The 18,670-nt window shown below is 67.1% G+C and carries 16 protein-coding genes; all 16 read left to right on the top strand.

The window, feature by feature from the left end; all coding sequences use genetic code 11:
- The first annotated feature begins 154 nt into the window (after positions 1-154).
- Entirely contained in the window at positions 155-2,788 is a 2,634-nt protein-coding gene (gene gyrA, locus BV908_RS06280; protein ID WP_047349156.1) for a DNA gyrase subunit A, read from the top strand.
- 69 nt (positions 2,789-2,857) lie between these two features.
- The gene (gene serC / locus BV908_RS06275; protein WP_041838989.1) at positions 2,858-3,967 is read left to right on the top strand and encodes a 3-phosphoserine/phosphohydroxythreonine transaminase; all 1,110 of its coding nucleotides are present in this window, start codon (positions 2,858-2,860) and stop codon (positions 3,965-3,967) included.
- Between the two features lie 116 nt (positions 3,968-4,083).
- Positions 4,084-5,199, top strand: a complete 1,116-nt coding sequence (gene pheA, locus BV908_RS06270) for a prephenate dehydratase (protein WP_011805666.1) — start codon at positions 4,084-4,086, stop codon at positions 5,197-5,199.
- A gap of 9 nt (positions 5,200-5,208) precedes the next feature.
- Entirely contained in the window at positions 5,209-6,093 is an 885-nt protein-coding gene (locus BV908_RS06265) for a prephenate dehydrogenase/arogenate dehydrogenase family protein (RefSeq protein ID WP_015913006.1), read from the top strand.
- Positions 6,093-8,114 (top strand): bifunctional 3-phosphoshikimate 1-carboxyvinyltransferase/cytidylate kinase, encoded by a 2,022-nt coding sequence (locus tag BV908_RS06260; protein ID WP_103737554.1) that lies wholly within the window; start codon positions 6,093-6,095, stop codon positions 8,112-8,114. Before BV908_RS06265 ends, BV908_RS06260 begins: the two co-directional genes overlap by 1 nt.
- A 155-nt stretch (positions 8,115-8,269) precedes the next feature.
- On the top strand, positions 8,270-9,973 hold the full coding sequence (gene rpsA / locus BV908_RS06255; protein ID WP_103737643.1) for a 30S ribosomal protein S1: 1,704 nt from the start codon (positions 8,270-8,272) through the stop codon (positions 9,971-9,973).
- Between the two features lie 121 nt (positions 9,974-10,094).
- Positions 10,095-10,406 carry an integration host factor subunit beta gene (locus BV908_RS06250; protein ID WP_103737553.1) on the top strand — a complete coding sequence of 104 codons (312 nt, stop codon included), beginning with the start codon at positions 10,095-10,097 and terminating at the stop codon, positions 10,404-10,406.
- 129 nt (positions 10,407-10,535) lie between these two features.
- Positions 10,536-10,862, top strand: a complete 327-nt coding sequence (locus tag BV908_RS06245) for a LapA family protein (protein ID WP_103737552.1) — start codon at positions 10,536-10,538, stop codon at positions 10,860-10,862.
- Positions 10,852-12,009 carry a lipopolysaccharide assembly protein LapB gene (gene lapB, locus BV908_RS06240; protein WP_103737551.1) on the top strand — a complete coding sequence of 386 codons (1,158 nt, stop codon included), beginning with the start codon at positions 10,852-10,854 and terminating at the stop codon, positions 12,007-12,009. Before BV908_RS06245 ends, lapB begins: the two co-directional genes overlap by 11 nt.
- 8 nt (positions 12,010-12,017) lie before the next feature.
- Positions 12,018-12,362 carry a helix-hairpin-helix domain-containing protein gene (locus BV908_RS06235; RefSeq protein ID WP_103737642.1) on the top strand — a complete coding sequence of 115 codons (345 nt, stop codon included), beginning with the start codon at positions 12,018-12,020 and terminating at the stop codon, positions 12,360-12,362.
- 111 nt (positions 12,363-12,473) lie between these two features.
- Positions 12,474-15,428, top strand: coding sequence for a monovalent cation/H+ antiporter subunit A (locus BV908_RS06230; RefSeq protein ID WP_103737550.1), 2,955 nt, complete (start codon positions 12,474-12,476; stop codon positions 15,426-15,428).
- Positions 15,428-15,793 (top strand): Na+/H+ antiporter subunit C, encoded by a 366-nt coding sequence (locus BV908_RS06225; RefSeq protein WP_047349161.1) that lies wholly within the window; start codon positions 15,428-15,430, stop codon positions 15,791-15,793. The genes BV908_RS06230 and BV908_RS06225 overlap by 1 nt, the downstream gene beginning before the upstream one ends.
- Entirely contained in the window at positions 15,790-17,526 is a 1,737-nt protein-coding gene (locus BV908_RS06220) for a monovalent cation/H+ antiporter subunit D (RefSeq protein WP_103737549.1), read from the top strand. The genes BV908_RS06225 and BV908_RS06220 overlap by 4 nt, the downstream gene beginning before the upstream one ends.
- Positions 17,523-18,014: a Na+/H+ antiporter subunit E gene (locus BV908_RS06215; RefSeq protein ID WP_015912998.1), complete on the top strand. Its 492-nt coding sequence runs from the start codon at positions 17,523-17,525 to the stop codon at positions 18,012-18,014. The genes BV908_RS06220 and BV908_RS06215 overlap by 4 nt, the downstream gene beginning before the upstream one ends.
- Complete coding sequence (locus BV908_RS06210; protein ID WP_011805678.1) at positions 18,011-18,292, top strand: K+/H+ antiporter subunit F; 282 nt, start codon at positions 18,011-18,013, stop codon at positions 18,290-18,292. The genes BV908_RS06215 and BV908_RS06210 overlap by 4 nt, the downstream gene beginning before the upstream one ends.
- Positions 18,289-18,657, top strand: coding sequence for a monovalent cation/H(+) antiporter subunit G (locus tag BV908_RS06205; RefSeq protein WP_011805679.1), 369 nt, complete (start codon positions 18,289-18,291; stop codon positions 18,655-18,657). The genes BV908_RS06210 and BV908_RS06205 overlap by 4 nt, the downstream gene beginning before the upstream one ends.
- Positions 18,658-18,670 lie beyond the last annotated feature (13 nt).

The raw sequence follows: 18,670 nt of genomic DNA, 5'->3' as shown, positions 1-18,670 counted from the left end.
CGTTGAAATGATTGTGCCATACGTAACAAGGCCGGGGCTGCTTTGACGAGGTGCAAACCGTAGGACAAAAGCGCAATCCCAGGGATGTGTTGCTCAGCTACTACAGGGCGTTGCACCTAAAATGGCCGCTTCCTGCCGCCACCCCTCCGTCGACATGACCCAGTTTGCCAAAGAAACCCTGCCCATCAGTCTCGAAGAGGAGATGCGGCGCAGTTACCTGGATTACGCGATGAGCGTGATCGTCGGGCGCGCCCTGCCCGACGCGCGGGATGGCCTGAAGCCTGTGCACCGGCGCGTGCTGTTTGCCATGCACGAGCTCAACAATGATTGGAACCGGCCTTATAAGAAGTCCGCGCGTATCGTCGGTGACGTGATCGGTAAGTACCACCCCCACGGCGACAGCGCGGTATACGACACGATCGTGCGCATGGCGCAAGACTTCTCTCTGCGCCACATGCTGGTGGACGGCCAGGGCAACTTCGGCTCGGTGGACGGCGACAGCGCCGCGGCAATGCGCTATACCGAAATCCGCCTGTCAAAAATAGCGCACGAGATGCTGGCGGACATCGACAAGGAAACGGTCGATTTCGGTCCGAACTACGACGGCAGCGAGAAGGAACCGCTGGTGCTGCCGAGCAAGCTGCCCAACCTGCTGGTCAACGGATCGGCCGGCATCGCGGTGGGCATGGCAACCAACATCCCGCCGCACAACCTCAATGAGGTGGTGGATGCCTGCTTGCACCTGCTGCGCCAGCCTGACGCGACGGTGGACGAACTCATGGAGATCATCCCCGCGCCCGACTTCCCCACGGCCGGCATCATCTACGGCATCAACGGGGTCAAGGAAGGCTACCGCACGGGCCGCGGCAAGGTGGTGATGCGCGCCAAGTGCCACTTCGAGGACATCGACAAGGGCCAGCGCCAGGCCATCATCGTTGACGAGCTGCCCTACCAGGTCAACAAGAAGACGCTACAGGAGCGCATGGCCGAGCTGGTGCACGAGAAGAAGCTCGAAGGCATCAGCCACATCCAGGACGAGTCGGACAAATCCGGCATGCGCCTGGTGATCGAGCTCAAGCGCGGCGAAGTACCCGAGGTGGTGCTCAACAACCTGTACAAGCAGACCCAGCTGCAAGACACCTTTGGCATGAACATGGTGGCGCTGGTGGACGGCCAGCCCAAGCTGTGCAACCTGAAGGACCTGATCGAGGTCTTCCTGCAGCACCGCCGTGAAGTGGTCACGCGCCGCACGGTGTTCGAGCTGCGCAAGGCCCGCGAGCGCGGCCACGTGCTGGAAGGCCTGGCCGTGGCGCTGGCCAACATCGACGAGTTCATCCGCATCATCCGTGAGTCGCCCACGCCGCCCGTGGCCAAGGCCGAACTGATGGCGCGTTCCTGGGACAGCCAGCTGGTGCGCGAGATGCTCACGCGCACGCGCGCCGATGGCGGCATGGTCAACGCGGACGACTACCGCCCCGAAGGGCTGGAACGCGAGTTCGGCATGCAGGAAGGCGGCCTGTACCGCCTGTCGGACACGCAGGCCCAGGAAATCCTGCAGATGCGCCTGCAGCGCCTGACGGGCCTGGAGCAGGACAAGATCGTGGCCGAGTACAAGGACGTCATGTCGGTCATCGAGGACCTGCTGGACATTCTGGCCAAGCCCGCGCGCGTGTCCACGATCATCGGCGAAGAGCTTTCCACGCTGCGCCAGGAGTTCGGCCAGTCCAAGGTGGGTGCGCGCCGCAGCACCATCGAGCACAGCGCCCAGGACCTGTCCACCGAGGACCTGATCACGCCCACCGACATGGTGGTCACGCTGTCGCACACCGGCTATATCAAGAGCCAGCCACTGTCCGAGTACCGCGCGCAAAAGCGCGGCGGGCGCGGCAAGCAGGCGGCGGCGACCAAGGAAGACGACTGGATCGACCAGCTCTTCATTGCCAATACGCACGACTACATCTTGTGCTTTTCCAACCGCGGCCGGCTGTATTGGCTCAAGGTGTGGGAAGTGCCCTCCGGCTCGCGCAACTCGCGCGGGCGCCCCATCGTCAACATGTTCCCGCTGGCCGAGGGCGAAAAAATCAACGTCGTGCTGCCCCTGACGGGCGGCATGCGTACCTTCCCCGCCGACCACTATGTGTTCATGGCGACCAGCATGGGCACGGTGAAGAAGACCGCACTGGACGAGTTCAGCAACCCCCGCAAGGGCGGCATCATCGCGGTGAATCTGGATGATGGCGACTACCTGATCGGCGCGGCGCTGACCGACGGTCAGCACGACGTGATGCTGTTCTCCGACGGCGGCAAGGCCGTGCGCTTTGACGAGAACGACGTGCGGCCGCTGGGCCGCCAGGCGCGCGGCGTGCGCGGCATGATGCTGGAGGACGGCCAGAGCGTGATCGCCATGCTGGTGGCTGAGGATGAGAACCAGAGCGTGCTCACCGCCACCGAGAACGGCTACGGCAAGCGCACGAGCATCGTCGAGTACACCCGCCATGGGCGCGGCACCAAGGGCATGATCGCCATCCAGCAAAGCGAGCGCAACGGCAAGGTCGTGGCCGCCACGCTGGTGCATGCCGACGACGAGATCATGCTGATCACCGATACCGGCGTGCTGGTGCGCACCCGCGTGTCCGAGATCCGCGAACTGGGCCGCGCCACGCAGGGCGTGACGCTGATCTCGCTGGACGAAGGCGCCAAGCTCAGCGGACTGCAGCGCATCGTGGAGAACGACGCGAACGCCGCTGATCTCGATGCAGCCGACGCCCCGCCGCCTGCTGACGCCTGAAACCGCTTCCAAAACGATAGCTGCCAGCGCTTGAATGACAAGCGCTGGCAGCACATTTGACCCATGACCATGAATCGCCCTTACAACTTCTCGGCCGGTCCGGCCGCCATCCCTGAGGAAGTGCTGCAGCAGGCCGCCGCCGAGATGCTGGACTGGCACGGCAGCGGCATGGGCGTGATGGAGATGAGTCACCGCGGCAAGGAGTTCATCGCGATCTACGAGCAGGCCGAAGCCGACCTGCGCGAGCTGCTGGCGGTGCCGCCGGAGTTCAAGATCCTGTTCATGCAGGGCGGTGGCCTGGCGGAGAACGCCATCGTGCCGCTGAACCTCTCGCGCGCAGCCACCGTGGACTTCGTGGTCACCGGCAGCTGGAGCCAGAAGTCGCGCAAGGAGGCAGCCAAATACGCCGCCGAGGTGCGCACCGCGGCCTCCGGCGAAGAGAGCCAGTTCACCACCCTGCCCGACCCGGCCGGCTGGCAGCTGAGCCGCGGCGCCAGCTACGTGCACATCTGCAGCAACGAGACCATCCACGGCGTGGAATTCCAGGAGCTGCCCGACCTGCGCGCCCTGGGCAGCGATGCGCCACTGGTGATCGATTTCTCCTCTCACGTGGCGTCGCGCCCCGTCGACTGGAGCCGCGTGGGCCTGGCCTTCGGCGGCGCGCAGAAGAATCTGGGCCCGGCAGGCCTGACGCTGGTGGTGGTGCGCGAGGATCTGCTGGGCCACGCCCTGCCCGCCTGCCCTAGCGCCTTCGATTACAAGATCGTGGCCGAGAACCACTCCATGTTCAACACGCCCCCCACCTGGGGCATCTACATGGCCGGCCTCACCTTCCAGTGGCTCAAGCGTCAGCGCGAGGGCGCGGCCAGCGGCGTGGCCGCGATGGAGCAGCGCAACATCGCCAAGGCGCGGCTGCTGTACGACTTCATCGACCAGTCGCAGTTCTACGTGAACAAGGTGGCGGCCAACTGCCGCTCGCGCATGAACATCCCCTTCTTCCTGCGCGATGAGTCGCGCAACGACGCCTTCCTGGCCGGCGCCAAGGAGCGCGGCCTGCTGCAGCTCAAGGGCCACAAGTCCGTGGGCGGCATGCGCGCCAGCATCTACAACGCCATGCCTCTGGCGGGCGTGCAGGCGCTGGTGGACTATCTGCAGGACTTCGAACGCACCGCTGCCTGAAGCCACGGCACGGCCCTTTCATAAAAATGTGAGCTGTTCGCGCTTGACGTATCTGGGTTTGAGATAGTTTCTCCACTCAAACACAGAACAGACAAGCGCGGGCAGCTATCAAATCCATGGCAGACAACGCTTCAAGCCCCACACCCCAGGCCAGCCCCGCGCTGGCCGATCTGCGCGTGCAGATCGATTCGCTGGACCACCAGCTGCTGCAGCTTCTCAACCAGCGCGCCCGCGTGGCCGAGCAGGTGGGCGAGCTGAAGAAGCGCGAGGGCACGCCCTACTTCCGCCCCGACCGCGTCGCCCAGGTGATCGAGAAGATCACCAACGCCAACCCCGGCCCGCTCAAGGGCGCACACGTGTCCGCCATCTGGCGCGAGATCATGTCGGCCTGCCTGGCGCTGGAATCGCCCCAGCGCGTGGCCGTGCTGGGCCCCGAGGGCACGTTCTGCGAGCAGGCAGCCATCGAGTACTTCGGCGGCGCGGCCGACCTGATGTACTGCAACAGCTTCGACGAGGTGTTTCACGCCACGGCCGCGGGCAGCGCGCAGTACGGCGTGGTGGGCGTGGAGAATTCCAACGAGGGCGTGGTCACGCGCTCGCTGGACATGTTCCTGCACACCCCCTGCCATGTGGTCGGCGAGGTCAGCCTGCTGGTGCGCCACAACCTGCTGCGCTCCACCAACAGCGCCGAGCACATCGAGGCCGTGTTGGCCCATCCCCAGGCGCTGGCACAGTGCCAGGGCTGGCTGTCCAAGCACCTGCCCCACGCCGAGCGCCGGCCCGTGTCCAGCAATGCCGAAGGCGCACGCCTGGCCGCCACCAACCCGGCGTGGGCCGGCATCTCCAGCGAGCGCGCCGCGCAGCAGTTCGGCCTGCATGTGGTGGCCCACGCCATCCAGGACGACGCCTACAACCGCACGCGCTTTGCCGTGATCTGCCTGCCGCACACGCTGGCCACGCCCGCGCCCACGGGGCGGGACTGCACCAGCCTCATCATCTCGGTGCCCAACCGTCCCGGCGCCGTACACGACCTGCTGGTGCCCTTGAAGAAGCACGGCGTGTCCATGACGCGCTTTGAATCCCGCCCCGCGCGCACCGGACAGTGGGAGTACTACTTCTACATCGACATCGAAGGCCACCCCGCCCAGCCCAACGTGGCCGCCGCGCTGGCCGAGCTGCAGCAGCTGTGCGCCTTCTACAAGGTGCTGGGCACCTACCCCGTTCCGGCGTGAGGGGGCAGCATGTTTGAACAACTGGGACTGATCGGCTGCGGACTCATGGGCGGCTCCTTCGCCCTGGCATTGAAGAAGGCGGGGCTGGTCAAGCGCGTCGTGGGCTACAGCAAGTCGCCCTCCACCACCGATCGGGCGCGCCAGCTCGGCGTGATCGACGTTGAGGCGCCCTCCGCGCTGCTGGCCGCCGCGGGTGCCGACATCGTGCTGCTGGCCGTTCCCGTGGCCGCGACCGAATCCACCCTGAAGGCCATCAAGCACCTGGTCACGCCGCAGATGCTGCTCATGGACGTGGGCTCCACCAAGGCCGACGTGGTGCAGGCCGCGCGCCGCGCGCTGCGTGACCAGATCGGCTCGTTCGTGCCGGCGCACCCCATCACGGGGCGCGAGGTATCGGGCGTGGAACATGCCGACGTCGACCTGTACACCGGCCGCCAGGTGATCCTGACCCCCACCGAACGCACCCTCACCGCCCAGCTGCACCGCGCGGAGGACGTGTGGCGCGCCCTGGGCTGCCACGTGAGCAGCATGTCGCCTGAGGCGCACGACGCCAGCTTCGCGGCCGTGAGCCATCTGCCGCACATGCTCGCGTTCGCCATGATCTCGGGCATCACCGCGCAGCCCAACGCGGACGAACTGCTCGCGCTGGCCGGACCCGGCTTTCGCGACTTCACCCGCATCGCGGCCAGCGATCCCAAGATGTGGCGTGACATCCTGCGCGCCAACCGCGACGAGGTGCTGGCCCAGTCGCGCGTGTTCAAGCAGGCACTGCAGACGCTAGAGGAGGCCATGCAGGCCGACAACGACCAGGCGCTGGAAGACCTCATCACGCTCGCCAGTCACACCCGCGCGCACTGGCGCATGGGCGCGCCCCGCAAGCACAAGGACCACTGATGTTCTCCACCGCGTTCCTCGACCTGCCGCCCCTGGCCAGCGTGCAGGGCAGCGTGCAGCTGCCGGGCTCCAAGAGCATCTCCAACCGCGTGCTGCTGCTGGCCGCGTTGAGCCAGGGCACGACCGAGGTGCGCGACCTGCTGGCCTCCGACGACACGCGCGTGATGCTGGATGCGCTGCGCCAGCTCGGCTGCACGGTCGACGAAGCCGGAGGCGGCACCGTGCGCATCACGGGTTTGGGATCGTCCACGCCGCCCTCGCCCACGCAGCTCTTCATGGGCAACGCCGGCACGGCCATGCGCCCGCTCACTGCGGCACTCGCGCTGCTGGGCGGCGAGTACGAACTGTCGGGCGTGCCGCGCATGCACGAGCGTCCCATTGGCGACCTGGTGGACGCCCTGCGCCAGCTCGGCTGCCGCATCGACCACCTGGGCAACGAAGGCTTTCCGCCGCTGCGCATCGCCCACGCGGGCGGCCTGCCGCCGCTGCAGCTGCAGGCGCCGATCCGCGTGCGCGGCGACGTGTCCAGCCAGTTCCTCACCGCGCTGCTGATGGCGCTGCCGCTGGTGGCCCGGCAGCAGGACGTGGTGATCGAAGTCGTGGGCGAGCTGATCTCCAAGCCCTACATCCACATCACGCTGGAGCTGCTGGCGCGCTTTGGCATCGCCGTGCGGCACAAGCAGTGGCAGCGCTTCACCATTCCCGCGGGCAGCCGCTACCAGTCGCCGGGGCTGATCCATGTGGAGGCGGATGCATCATCTGCTAGCTATTTCATAGCTGCTGGCGCAATCGCTGGGGGCGCTAGCGGCCAAAAAGGCATCAAGATCCTGGGCGTCGGACTGGACTCGATCCAGGGCGACATCCGCTTCGTCGAGGCGGCGCAGGCCATGGGCGCACGCGTCACCGGCGGCCCCAACTGGCTGGAGGTGGCCCGCGACACCTGGCCGCTCAAGGCGATCGACCTGGACTGCAACCACATCCCCGATGCAGCGATGACCCTCGCCGTCATGGCGCTGTATGCGCGGGGCACGACCGTGCTGCGCAACATCGCAAGCTGGCGCGTCAAGGAAACCGACCGCATTGCCGCCATGACCTGCGAGCTGCGCAAGCTGGGCGCCACGGTGGAGGAAGGCGCGGACTACCTGCGCGTCACGCCACCCGCCCAGTCCGGCGACTGGCGCGCCGCCAACATCCACACCTACGACGACCACCGCGTGGCCATGTGCTTTTCGCTGGCGGCCTTCAACCCGGCCGGACTGCCCGTGCGCATCGAAGACCCCAAGTGCGTCGCCAAGACCTTCCCGGATTACTTCGAGGCCCTGTTCCAGGTGGCGCAGACGGACACGGACCGCATCCCCGTGATCTGCATCGACGGCCCCACGGCATCGGGCAAGGGCACGGTGGCCGCTGCCGTGGCGCGTGCGCTGGGCTACCACTTCCTGGATTCGGGGGCGCTGTACCGCATCACCGCCCTCGCGGCGACCCGTGCGGGCCTGGAGATCAGCCCCGACAACGAGCCGCGCATCGCCGAACTGGCGCGGCAACTGCCCGTGCGCTTCGCGGGCAACCGCATCTGGCTGGGCGAGGAAGACGTCACCGACGCCATCCGCACCGAGCAGGCCGGCATGAACGCCTCGCGCGTGTCGGCGCTGCCGGCCGTGCGCGGCGCCCTGGTCGCGCTGCAGCATGGCTTTCGCCGCCTGCCGGGCCTGGTGGCCGACGGGCGCGACATGGGCACGGTGATCTTCCCGCAGGCACCGCTCAAGGTCTTCCTCACGGCCAGCGCCGCCTGCCGGGCCGAGCGCCGCTATAAGCAGTTGATTTCCAAGGGAATTTCGGCTAATATCGCCGACCTTCGCGCAGACTTGGAAGCGCGGGACGCGCGGGACGCAAACCGCAGTGCCTCGCCCCTGAAGCCCGCGCAGGACGCCCTGGTACTGGACAACTCCGAGCACACGATCGACGAGGCCGTGATGCAGGTGATTGACTGGTGGCAGGCTCGCCAGCCGTTCGGCGCGTAAGCGCTGACGGCCGGTACATGGCCCACACGGCTCCCGCCGCGCCCTGACTGCGCACTGGCCGTGTGGTTCTTACAACCTCAACCCCGCGGTGTGATGCCGCACAACCTCCGCAAGCAGTCTTAGAAACGAAGGCAATGGTGCCGTCGGAAACCTGCATGCGGGCAAGGAACTACATGTCTGAATCTTTTGCCGCCCTTTTTGAAGAGTCGTTGACACGCACCGAAATGCGTCCCGGCGAAGTCATCACCGCTGAAGTCGTGCGCGTGGAGCACAACTTCGTCGTGGTGAACGCTGGCCTGAAGTCGGAAGCCTATGTGCCGATCGACGAATTCAAGAACGACCAGGGCGAGATCGAAGTCCAGGTGGGCGACTTCGTGTCCGTGGCCATCGGCTCCATCGAAAACGGCTACGGCGACACCATCCTGTCGCGCGACACCGCCAAGCGTCTGGCCTCCTGGCTGTCGCTGGAGAAGGCGCTGGAGTCCGGCGAATTCGTGACCGGCACGACCTCCGGCAAGGTCAAGGGCGGCCTGACGGTGCTGGTCAACGGCATCCGCGCCTTCCTGCCCGGTTCGCTGATCGACACCCGTCCCGTCAAGGACCTGACTCCGTACGAAAACAAGACGATGGAGTTCAAGGTCATCAAGCTGGACCGCAAGCGCAACAACGTGGTGCTGAGCCGCCGCGCCGTGGTGGAAGCCTCCATGGGCGAAGAGCGCGCCAAGCTGATGGAAACCCTGAAGGAAGGCGCTATTGTTCAGGGCGTGGTGAAGAACATCACCGAATACGGTGCGTTCGTGGACCTGGGCGGCATCGACGGCCTGCTGCACATCACCGACATGGCATGGCGCCGCGTGCGTCACCCCTCCGAGGTGGTGCAAGCTGGCCAGGAAATCACGGCCAAGATCCTCAAGTTCGACACCGAGAAGAACCGCGTCTCGCTGGGCCTGAAGCAAATGGGCGACGACCCGTGGCTGGGCGTATCGCGCCGCTACCCCTCGGGCACGCGCCTGTTCGGCAAGGTCACGAACATCGCCGACTACGGCGCGTTCGTCGAACTGGAGCCCGGCATCGAAGGCCTGGTGCACGTCTCCGAAATGGACTGGACCAACAAGAACGTGGCTCCTTCCAAGCTCGTGTCGCTGGGTGACGAAGTCGAAGTCATGGTCCTGGAGATCGACGAAGACAAGCGCCGCATCAGCCTGGGCATGAAGCAGTGCAAGGCCAACCCCTGGCAAGAGTTTGCCCAGAACACCAAGCGCGGCGACCGCGTGAAGGGCCCGATCAAGTCCATCACCGACTTCGGCGTGTTCGTGGGCCTGGCTGCCGGCATTGACGGCCTGGTGCACCTGTCTGACCTGTCTTGGAACGAGCCCGGCGAATCCGCCGTGCGCAACTACAAGAAGGGCCAGGAAGTCGAGGCCATCGTGCTGGCCGTGGACGTGGACCGCGAACGCATCAGCCTGGGCATCAAGCAGCTCGACGGCGATCCGTTCACCACCTTCGTGACGGTGAACGACAAGGGCCAGACGGTGACCGGCAAGGTCAAGACCGTGGACGCCCGTGGCGCCGAGATCGATCTGGGAGACGACATCGTCGGCTACCTGCGCGCTTCGGAAATCTCCCGCGACCGCGTGGAAGATGCCCGCAACGTGCTGAAGGAAGGCGACGAGGTCACGGCCGTGGTGGTGAACGTGGATCGCAAGACCCGCAACATCCAGCTGTCCATCAAGCAAAAGGACATGGTTGACCAGCAGGAAGCCATGGCGCACCTGTCGGCCCAGTCCGCGAAGGAAAACGCCGGTACCACCAGCCTGGGCGCCCTGCTGCGCGCCAAGCTGGACAACTCCGACAAGTAATCCGTCGCGGCCTGCCCTGCAGGCGCCGGTGTGCCTCCACCTGCGGGTGGCGGCACACCACACACAGCGGGCGCTCTGGTAGCGCCCGCTGTCACATCAACCTCTGCCCGAATGCCGTCCCATGACCCGATCTGACCTCGTCGAAGAACTGGCTGCCCGCTTTGCGCAGCTCACCCAGCGCGACGCCGAATACGCCGTCAAGACCATTCTGGACGCCATGAGCGATGCACTGGTGCGCGGGCACCGCATCGAGATCCGCGGCTTTGGCAGCTTCTCGGTCAACCGCCGCCCCCCGCGCATGGGCCGCAATCCGCGCAGCGGCGAGGCGGTGCATATCCCCGAAAAGCGCGTTCCCCACTTCAAGCCCGGCAAGGCACTGCGCGAAACCGTGGACCAGCGCACCGCTGAACTGCAGGGCGTACAGGCGCAATAAAACCATAGCTGTTCACGCTTGCTGGGCAGGCGCTAGAGCCGTTTTTGGCTTGAGGCCAACGGATGGCCTGCCGCCCACCGCTCAGGCCGCTATGCTGCCCGTAGAATCTCGCCACCACTGGGGAGATGCATGAAATACCTCCTGTGGCTGCTCAAGGCAGCCATTTTTTTTACCCTCTTCGCATTTGCACTGAACAACCAGCAGGACGCCACGGTGCATTTCTTCTTTGGCACCTACTGGCGCGCTCCCCTCGTGCTGGTCGTGCTGGCCGCGTTCACCTTGGGCGTGGCGGTGGGCGTGCTCGGCATGGTGCCACGCTGGTGGCAGCACCGCAGCGCGGCGCGCCGCGCGCACCAGGCCTTGCCGCACCCCGCCGCGCCCGCCCCCGCGTCCTCTGCCGCATCTCCGGCGGCGGTCGACCCCGCCCTGCCGCAGCCACCCGTCCATGGAATTTGACCTGAGCTGGATCTTCCTGGGGCTGCCGCTGGCCTTCGGGCTGGGGTGGTTCGCCTCGCGTTTCGACCTGCGGCAGATGCGCGAGGAAAACCGCCGCGCACCCAAGGCTTACTTCAAGGGCCTGAACTACCTTCTCAACGAGCAGCAAGACCAGGCCATCGATGCCTTCATCGAGGCGGTGCAGAACGACCCTGACACCACCGAACTGCACTTCGCCCTGGGCAACCTGTTTCGCCGCCGCGGCGAGTACAACCGCGCCGTGCGGGTGCACGAGCACCTGCTGTCGCGCGGCGACCTGAGCCGCGCCGACCGCGAGCGCGCACAGCATGCGCTGGCGCTGGACTTCCTCAAGGCAGGCCTGCTCGACCGCGCGGAAGACGCACTGCGCCGCCTGGAGGGCAGCGCCTTCGAGGGCCAGGCACGCATGGCCCTGCTGGCCATCTACGAGCGTTCGCGCGACTGGCCACAGGCGTCGGACATTGCACGGCGCATGCACGATGCGCAGCAGGGCGACTTCAGCACCCGGCTGGCGCACTACCTGTGCGAGCAGGCGCTGGCGCTGGCAGCCCATGGCGAACTGCCCGCCGCCCAGGCGCTGCTGGAGCAGGCCCTGGCCACGGCGCCCCAGGCGCCGCGCGCGCGCATCGAGCTGGCGCGGCTGCAGCAGCGCCAGGGCCAGCCCGAAGCGGCCTTCGACACCCTGCAAGCGCTCGCCCAGGCTGCACCCGCCGCGCTGCCGCTGGCCGCACCGCTGCTGGTGGAAACCGCCACCGCCACGGGACAAGCGCCGCAGGCCCAGGTGCTGCTGCAGCACCACTACGGGGACATGCCATCCCTGGATCTGCTGGAAGCCGTGGTGGCGCTGGAGGCTGCCAACGCGAACACTGCGGCCGTCGGGCGCGAGTGGTACGTGCGCCACCTGGAGCGCGAGCCCTCCCTGGTCGCCGCGACGAAGTGGCTGGCAGGCGAGACGCTGACCCATGAGCAGTTCCACCCGCAGATCCAGCGCGCGCTGGAACAAGCGGCAAAGCCGCTCACGCGCTACCGCTGCGCAGCCTGCGGGTTCGAGGCACGCCAGCACTTCTGGCAATGCCCGGGCTGCCAGACCTGGGACAGTTATCCAGCGCGTCGCGTCGAGGAGCTGTAGCCGTGCGCATGCCCCCGGCCCTGCGGCTTGCGAGCGTAGCGCTCGTGCTGCTGCATGCTGCCGTCGCGCTGGCCGGCGTGGACGTGAACCACGCACGCGAAGCGGACCTGGATGGCGTCAGGGGCATCGGGCCGGCGATGTCGTCGCGCATCCTGGCAGAGCGGGCACGCGGGCCCTTCCAGGACTGGAGCGACCTGATCGCACGCGTGAAGGGCATCGGCCCCGCGGCCGCCGCCCGGCTGTCGGCGCAGGGGCTCACCGTCAATGGCGCCGCCTATCCAACCGTAGCAACGCCCGCGGGCGCGCCTGCAGCCTCCGACGCGGGGGTCGGCGACAGCCCCTCCTCACGCTGACACACACTGGTAGCCGCGCGCCATAACGCGCTGGACGGCAGCGTATTCGCCGCCACTTGCTCGGGTTTTCATAGCACGCGGGAAGGGGCGACGCCCTAGAATCAGACGCTGATGCCTCTGACCCTCCTCATTCTTCTTCCCTTTGTGGGCAGCTTGCTGGCGGCCGTGCTGCCCGCGAATGCGCGCAATACCGAGTCCACGCTCGCGGGCCTGGTCGCGCTGTTTTGCACGGTGCAAACGGCGCTGTACTTCCCCCAGATCGCCGAAGCGGGCGTGTTGCGCGAGGAGATCACCTGGTTGCCTGCCCTGGGCCTGAACCTGGTCATCCGCATGGACGGGTTCGCCTGGATGTTCAGCATGCTGGTGTTCGGCATCGGCACGCTGGTGGTGCTGTATGCGCGCTACTACATGTCGCCGGCGGACCCGGTGCCGCGCTTTTTCTCGTTCTTTCTGGCTTTCATGGGCGCCATGGCCGGCGTGGTGCTGTCGGGCAACATCATCCAGCTGGTGTTCTTCTGGGAACTCACCAGCCTGTTCTCGTTCCTGCTCATCGGCTACTGGCACCACCGTGAAGACGCCCGCCGGGGCGCGCGCATGGCCCTCACCGTGACGGGCGCGGGCGGACTGTGCCTGCTGGCCGGCGTGCTGGTGCTGGGCCACATCGTGGGCAGCTATGACCTGGACCGCGTGCTGGGCGCAGCCGAGCTGGTGCGCGACCACCCCATGTACCTCACGGCGCTGGTACTGGTGCTGCTGGGGGCGTTCACCAAGAGTGCGCAGTTTCCGTTCCACTTCTGGCTGCCCAACGCCATGGCTGCGCCCACGCCCGTGTCGTCGTACCTGCACTCGGCCACCATGGTGAAGGCGGGCGTCTTCCTGCTGGCACGGCTGTGGCCCGTAATGGGCGGCACCGAGCCGTGGTTCTGGCTGGTGGGCGGCGCGGGCCTGGCCACGCTGCTCATCGGCGGCTACGCGGCCATGTTTCAGAACGACCTCAAGGGCCTGCTGGCGTATTCCACGATCTCGCACCTGGGCCTGATCACGCTGCTGCTGGGCCTCAACAGCCCGCTGGCCGCCGTGGCCGCCGTGTTCCACATCATGAACCACGCCACGTTCAAGGCATCGCTGTTCATGGCCGCGGGCATCATCGACCACGAAAGCGGCACGCGGGACATACGGCGCCTCTCGGGCCTGCGGCGCATGATGCCCGTCACCGCCACGCTGGCCACGGTCGCCAGCGCCGCCATGGCGGGCGTGCCGCTGCTCAACGGCTTCCTGTCCAAGGAGATGTTCTTCGCGGAGACGGTGTTCTTCGACGCTGCGCCGGCCGTGGCCCAGATACTGCCGATCGCGGCCACCGTCGCGGGCATGTTCAGCGTGGCCTATTCGCTGCGCTTCATCGTCGATGTGTTCTGGGGCCCCCCCGCCACCGATCTGCCGCACGAGCCCCATGAGCCGCCGCACTGGATGCGCGTGCCGGTGGAGTTGCTGGTCTGCGCCTGCCTGGTGGTGGGCGTGCTGCCCGCGTGGTCGATCGGCCAGTACCTGAATGCCGCGGCGCTGCCGGTGGTGGGGGGCGAACTGCCGGCCTTCAGCCTGGCGGTCTGGCACGGCTTCAACACGCCCTTCATGATGAGCCTGGTGGCGCTGGTCGGCGGCACCGCCCTGTACATGGTGTTGCGCTGGGAGCGCAAGCGAGGCCGCATCAACGCCGCCCCACTGATGCACCGCGTCAGCGGACGCGGCGTGTTCGAGGCAGTGCTGGTGCAGATCACGCGCTGGGGGCACAGCGGGCGGCGCCTGCTGTCCACGCGCCGCCTGCAGTGGCAGATGCTGTGGCTGGTGCTCGTCACGCTCGTGGGCGCCGCCATGCCGCTGTACACACGCGGCTTGCAGCTGGGAGACCGGGGCACGCTGCCGCTGTCGCCCGCTTTCGTGCTGATCTGGGCGTTGGGCATGGTCTGCGCCGTGGCCTCGGCCTGGCAGGCCAAGTACCACCGTCTGGCGGCGCTGACCCTCATGGGTGGTGCAGGGCTGTGCGTCTGCATCACCTTCCTGTGGTTCTCTGCGCCGGACCTCGCACTCACCCAACTGGCCGTGGAACTGGTCACCACCATCCTGATCCTGCTGGGCCTGCGCTGGCTGCCCAAGCGCGACGAAAGCCTGCCCGCCTCGCCCGCCAGCGCCGCGCTGGCGCGCACGCGGCGCGTGCGCGACCTGCTGCTGGCCGTGGCCGCGGGCGGCGGCATGGCGTGGCTGGCATTTGCCATGATGAGCCGGCCCTTCGCGCAGAGCACCTCCACGTTCTTCCTGGAGCGCGCCCTCACCGAGGGCGGCGGCACCAACGTGGTCAACGTCATGCTGGTGGACTTCCGCGGGTTCGACACGTTCGGCGAGATCGTGGTGCTGGGCATCGTGGCGCTCACGGTGTATGCGCTGTTGCGGCGCTTTCGCCCCGCGGTGGAGACCATGGACCTGCCCGAGCAGCAGCGCTACCTGCCGGCCGATCTACAGACCGACCTGCTGAACCCGCGCAACGCCACCGACACGGCCATCGGTTACCTGATGGTGCCCGCGGTGCTGGTGCGGCTGCTGCTGCCGTTCTCGGCCCTGGTGGCCTTCTACCTCTTCATGCGCGGGCACAACCAGCCGGGCGGCGGCTTCGTGGCGGGGCTGGTGTTCTCGGTGGGGCTGGTGCTGCAGTACATCATTTCGGGCACATCGTGGGTCGAGGCGCACCTGCCCCTGTATCCGCGGCGCTGGATTGCTTCCGGCCTGCTGCTGGCGCTGGGCACCGGACTGGGCGCCGTGGCGCTGGGCTATCCGTTCCTTACCAGCCACACCGCGCACCTGCACCTGCCGCTGATCGGGGACCTCCACGTGGCCAGCGCCATGTTCTTCGACATGGGCGTGTTCGCGCTCGTCGTCGGCTCCACGCTGCTCATCCTTACGGCCATCGCCCACCAGTCGGTGCGCAGCCACCGTTACCACGCCCGTCTCATGGAAGAAGAACAACAAGCGGCCAGCGAGCAAGCAGCCGTCCCGGCCACACAAGGAGCCGTCTGATGGAAATCGTGCTGGCTCTGTCCATCGGCGTGCTCACGGGCTCGGGCGTCTGGCTGCTGCTGCGCCCCCGCACCTTCCAGGTCATCATGGGCCTGTCGCTGCTGTCGTATGCCGTGAACCTGTTCATCTTCAGCATGGGTCGCCTGGGCCTGGCCGTGGGCAAGGAGCCCGTGCTCGTGCCCGGCGTGCCGCAGGATCTGCAGCATTACGCGGACCCCATGCCCCAGGCGCTGGTGCTCACCGCCATCGTGATCGGCTTTGCCATGACCGCACTGTTCCTCGTCGTGCTGCTGGCTTCGCGGGGCATGTCGGGCACCGACCACGTGGACGGCTCGCACTCGCGTGAAACGCAGGAGATGCCATGAGCCGCATCGCGGAGCTGACCTCCCTGCTCATGCCGCACCTGATGCTGGCGCCCATCGGGCTGCCGATGCTCACGGCCGCTTTGCTGCTCACCATGAAGGAAGAGCAGCAGCGCCTGAAGCTGGGCCTGAACATCCTGTCCACCCTGCTCGGGCTGCTGGTGGCCGTGGCGCTGCTGCTGTGGTCGCACGAATCCGGAGCGCCCGCGACCATGGGTGTGTACCTGCCGGGCAACTGGCCGGCGCCGTTCGGCATCGTGCTGGTGCTGGACCGGCTCTCGGCCATGATGCTGCTGCTGACGGGCTTCGTGGCGCTGTGCTCCATTGTGTTCGCCGGTGCGCGCTGGCACCGCGCCGGCGTGCACTACCACACGCTGTTCCAGTTGCAGCTCATGGGACTGGGGGGCGCCTTCCTCACGGGCGACCTGTTCAACCTGTTCGTCTTCTTCGAGATCCTGCTGGCAGCCTCGTACGGCCTGCTGCTGCACGGCGCCGGCCGCACGCGCGTGCAGGCCGGCCTGCACTACATCGCCATCAACCTGGCGGCGTCCTCGCTGTTCCTGATCGGTGCGTCCATGCTGTACGGCATCACGGGAACGCTCAACATGGCCGACCTGGCGCAGGCCATCCCGCAGGTGTCGGCCGCCGACCGGGGGTTGCTGCACTCGGCGGCCGCCATCCTGGCCACGGCGTTTCTCATCAAGGCGGCTGTTTGGCCCCTGAACTTCTGGCTGGTGCCGGCCTACAGCGCGGCCACGGCGCCCGTGGGTGCGCTGTTCGCCCTGATGACCAAGGTGGGCATCTACACGCTGCTGCGCCTGTGGACGCTGATGTTCAGCAGCGAGGCCGGTCCCTCCTCCCTGTTCGGCAGCCTGTGGCTGATCGGCGGCGGCATGGTCACCATGGCCTTCGGCGCCATCGGCATGATGGCCTCGCAGCGCCTCACCCACCTGGCCGGTCATGCGGCCGTGCTGTCGTCGGGCACGCTGCTGGCGGCAGCAGGCTTCGGGCAGAACGCGCTCACTGCCGGGCTGCTGTACTACCTGCCCAGCTCCACGCTGGCCGTGAGCGCGCTGTTCCTGCTGGCCGACCTCATCGACCGCTGGCGCAACGATGGCGCGTCGCTGGCGCCTTACGAACTGGACGACGTGGCGCCCTTCCTCACCCCCGAGTTGATGCCCACCACCGGCCTGAACCTGGACGAGGACGAGGAAGTGCTGGTCGGCCGCGTCATCCCCGCCGCGGCCGCGTTTCTGGGTCTGTCCTACATGGCCTGCACGCTGGTGATTGCGGGCCTACCGCCGCTGTCCGGCTTCATCGGCAAGTTCGCGATGCTGACGGCGCTGGTAAACCCGCTGGGGCTCGGCTCTTCGGCCGGCACACAGCCCGGCCTGCCGGGCTGGACGTTGATCGCGCTGATGATCGCCACGGGTCTGCTGGCGCTGCTGGCGCTCACGCGCTCGGGCATACGCCACTTCTGGGCCGCGCACGACCGCCCCACGCCCCAGTTGCGCGTGATGGAGGGGCTACCCATCGCCATACTGCTGGGGGCCTGCGTGGCGCTCACCCTGCAGGCCAACGGCGTGATGCGTTTCACCGAGGCAACGGCCAACGGGCTGCATGCGCCGGGCACGTATGTACGCGCCGTGATGACGGCCGCGCCCATTCCCGGCCCCACCACGACGCCGACGCCTGAGCGCGCGGAAAGCTCTGCCACCACGAAGGCCGCGCCATGATGAAGAAGCTGCTGCCCGCCCCGCTGGTCTCCCTGGGTTTGTTCGTGATGTGGCTGCTGCTCAACCACACCACCAGCATCGGCCACGTCCTGCTGGCACTGGTACTCGCATGGGGCCTGCCGGTGCTGTTCAGCGAATTGCGCCCGCAGAAGGTGCGCGTGCGCCACCTCGGCACGATCATCCGGCTGTGCTTCACGGTGATGGTGGACACCACGCGGTCCAACCTTGCCGTGCTGCGCTTTCTGCTGCTGCCGTCACAGCGCCGCCACCCGCCGGACTTCGTCAAGATTCCGCTGGAACTGCGCGACCCCAACGCCCTCGCCGTACTGGCCATGATCGTGTGCATAACCCCTGGCACCTCCTGGGCCGAGCTGTCGCTGGACCGCAGTCTGCTGATGCTGCATGTGCTGGAGGTGGACGATGCGCAGGCCATCATCGACCACGTCAAGGCGAGCTACGAGCGCCCGCTGATGGAGATTTTCGAATGACCGGTTCCGTACTGTCCTGGGCGCTGCCCATCGCCATGTTCCTGCTGGCCGCGGCCATGGTGCTGTGCCTGGTGCGCCTGCTCAAGGGCCCCGCCGCGCAGGACCGCGTGCTGGCGCTGGACTGCATGTACCTCAACGGCATGCTGCTCATGCTGGTACTGGGCATCTACTACGGCAGCACCAATTACTTCGAGGCCGCGATGTTGATCGCACTGCTGGGCTTCGTCAGCTCCACGGCCATGGCCAAGTTCCTCTTGCGCGGCGAGGTGATCGAATGAGCGACGCACTGCCGCTGTGGCTGGACATCGTGCTGTCCGCGCTGGTGCTGTGCGGCGCGGCCATCGCGTTCATGGGGTCACTGGGGCTGCTGCGCCTGGCCACCTACTTCGAGCGCGTGCACGCACCCTCCATCATCGCCACGATGGGCTGCTGGTGCATCATGCATGCCACGCTGGTGTACTTCTCCGTGACGGGCAACGGCCTGGCGCTGCATGCGCTGCTGATTGCCCTGTTCATCGCCATCACCGTGCCCGTGACCAACATCTTCCTGATGCGCGCCGCGCTGTTTCGCGCGCGCCGCGCGGGCGAGAAGGTGCCGCCCAGCCTCAGCCGCGTGGCGGACAGCAGCACGCTCGACTCGTGATTTGCTATTGAAA

The organism is Diaphorobacter sp. LR2014-1 (assembly GCF_002916785.1).
In the GTDB taxonomy this organism is placed as follows: Bacteria; Pseudomonadota; Gammaproteobacteria; order Burkholderiales; family Burkholderiaceae_C; genus Diaphorobacter; species Diaphorobacter nitroreducens.
This window is presented reverse-complemented; position numbering and strand designations above follow the sequence as displayed.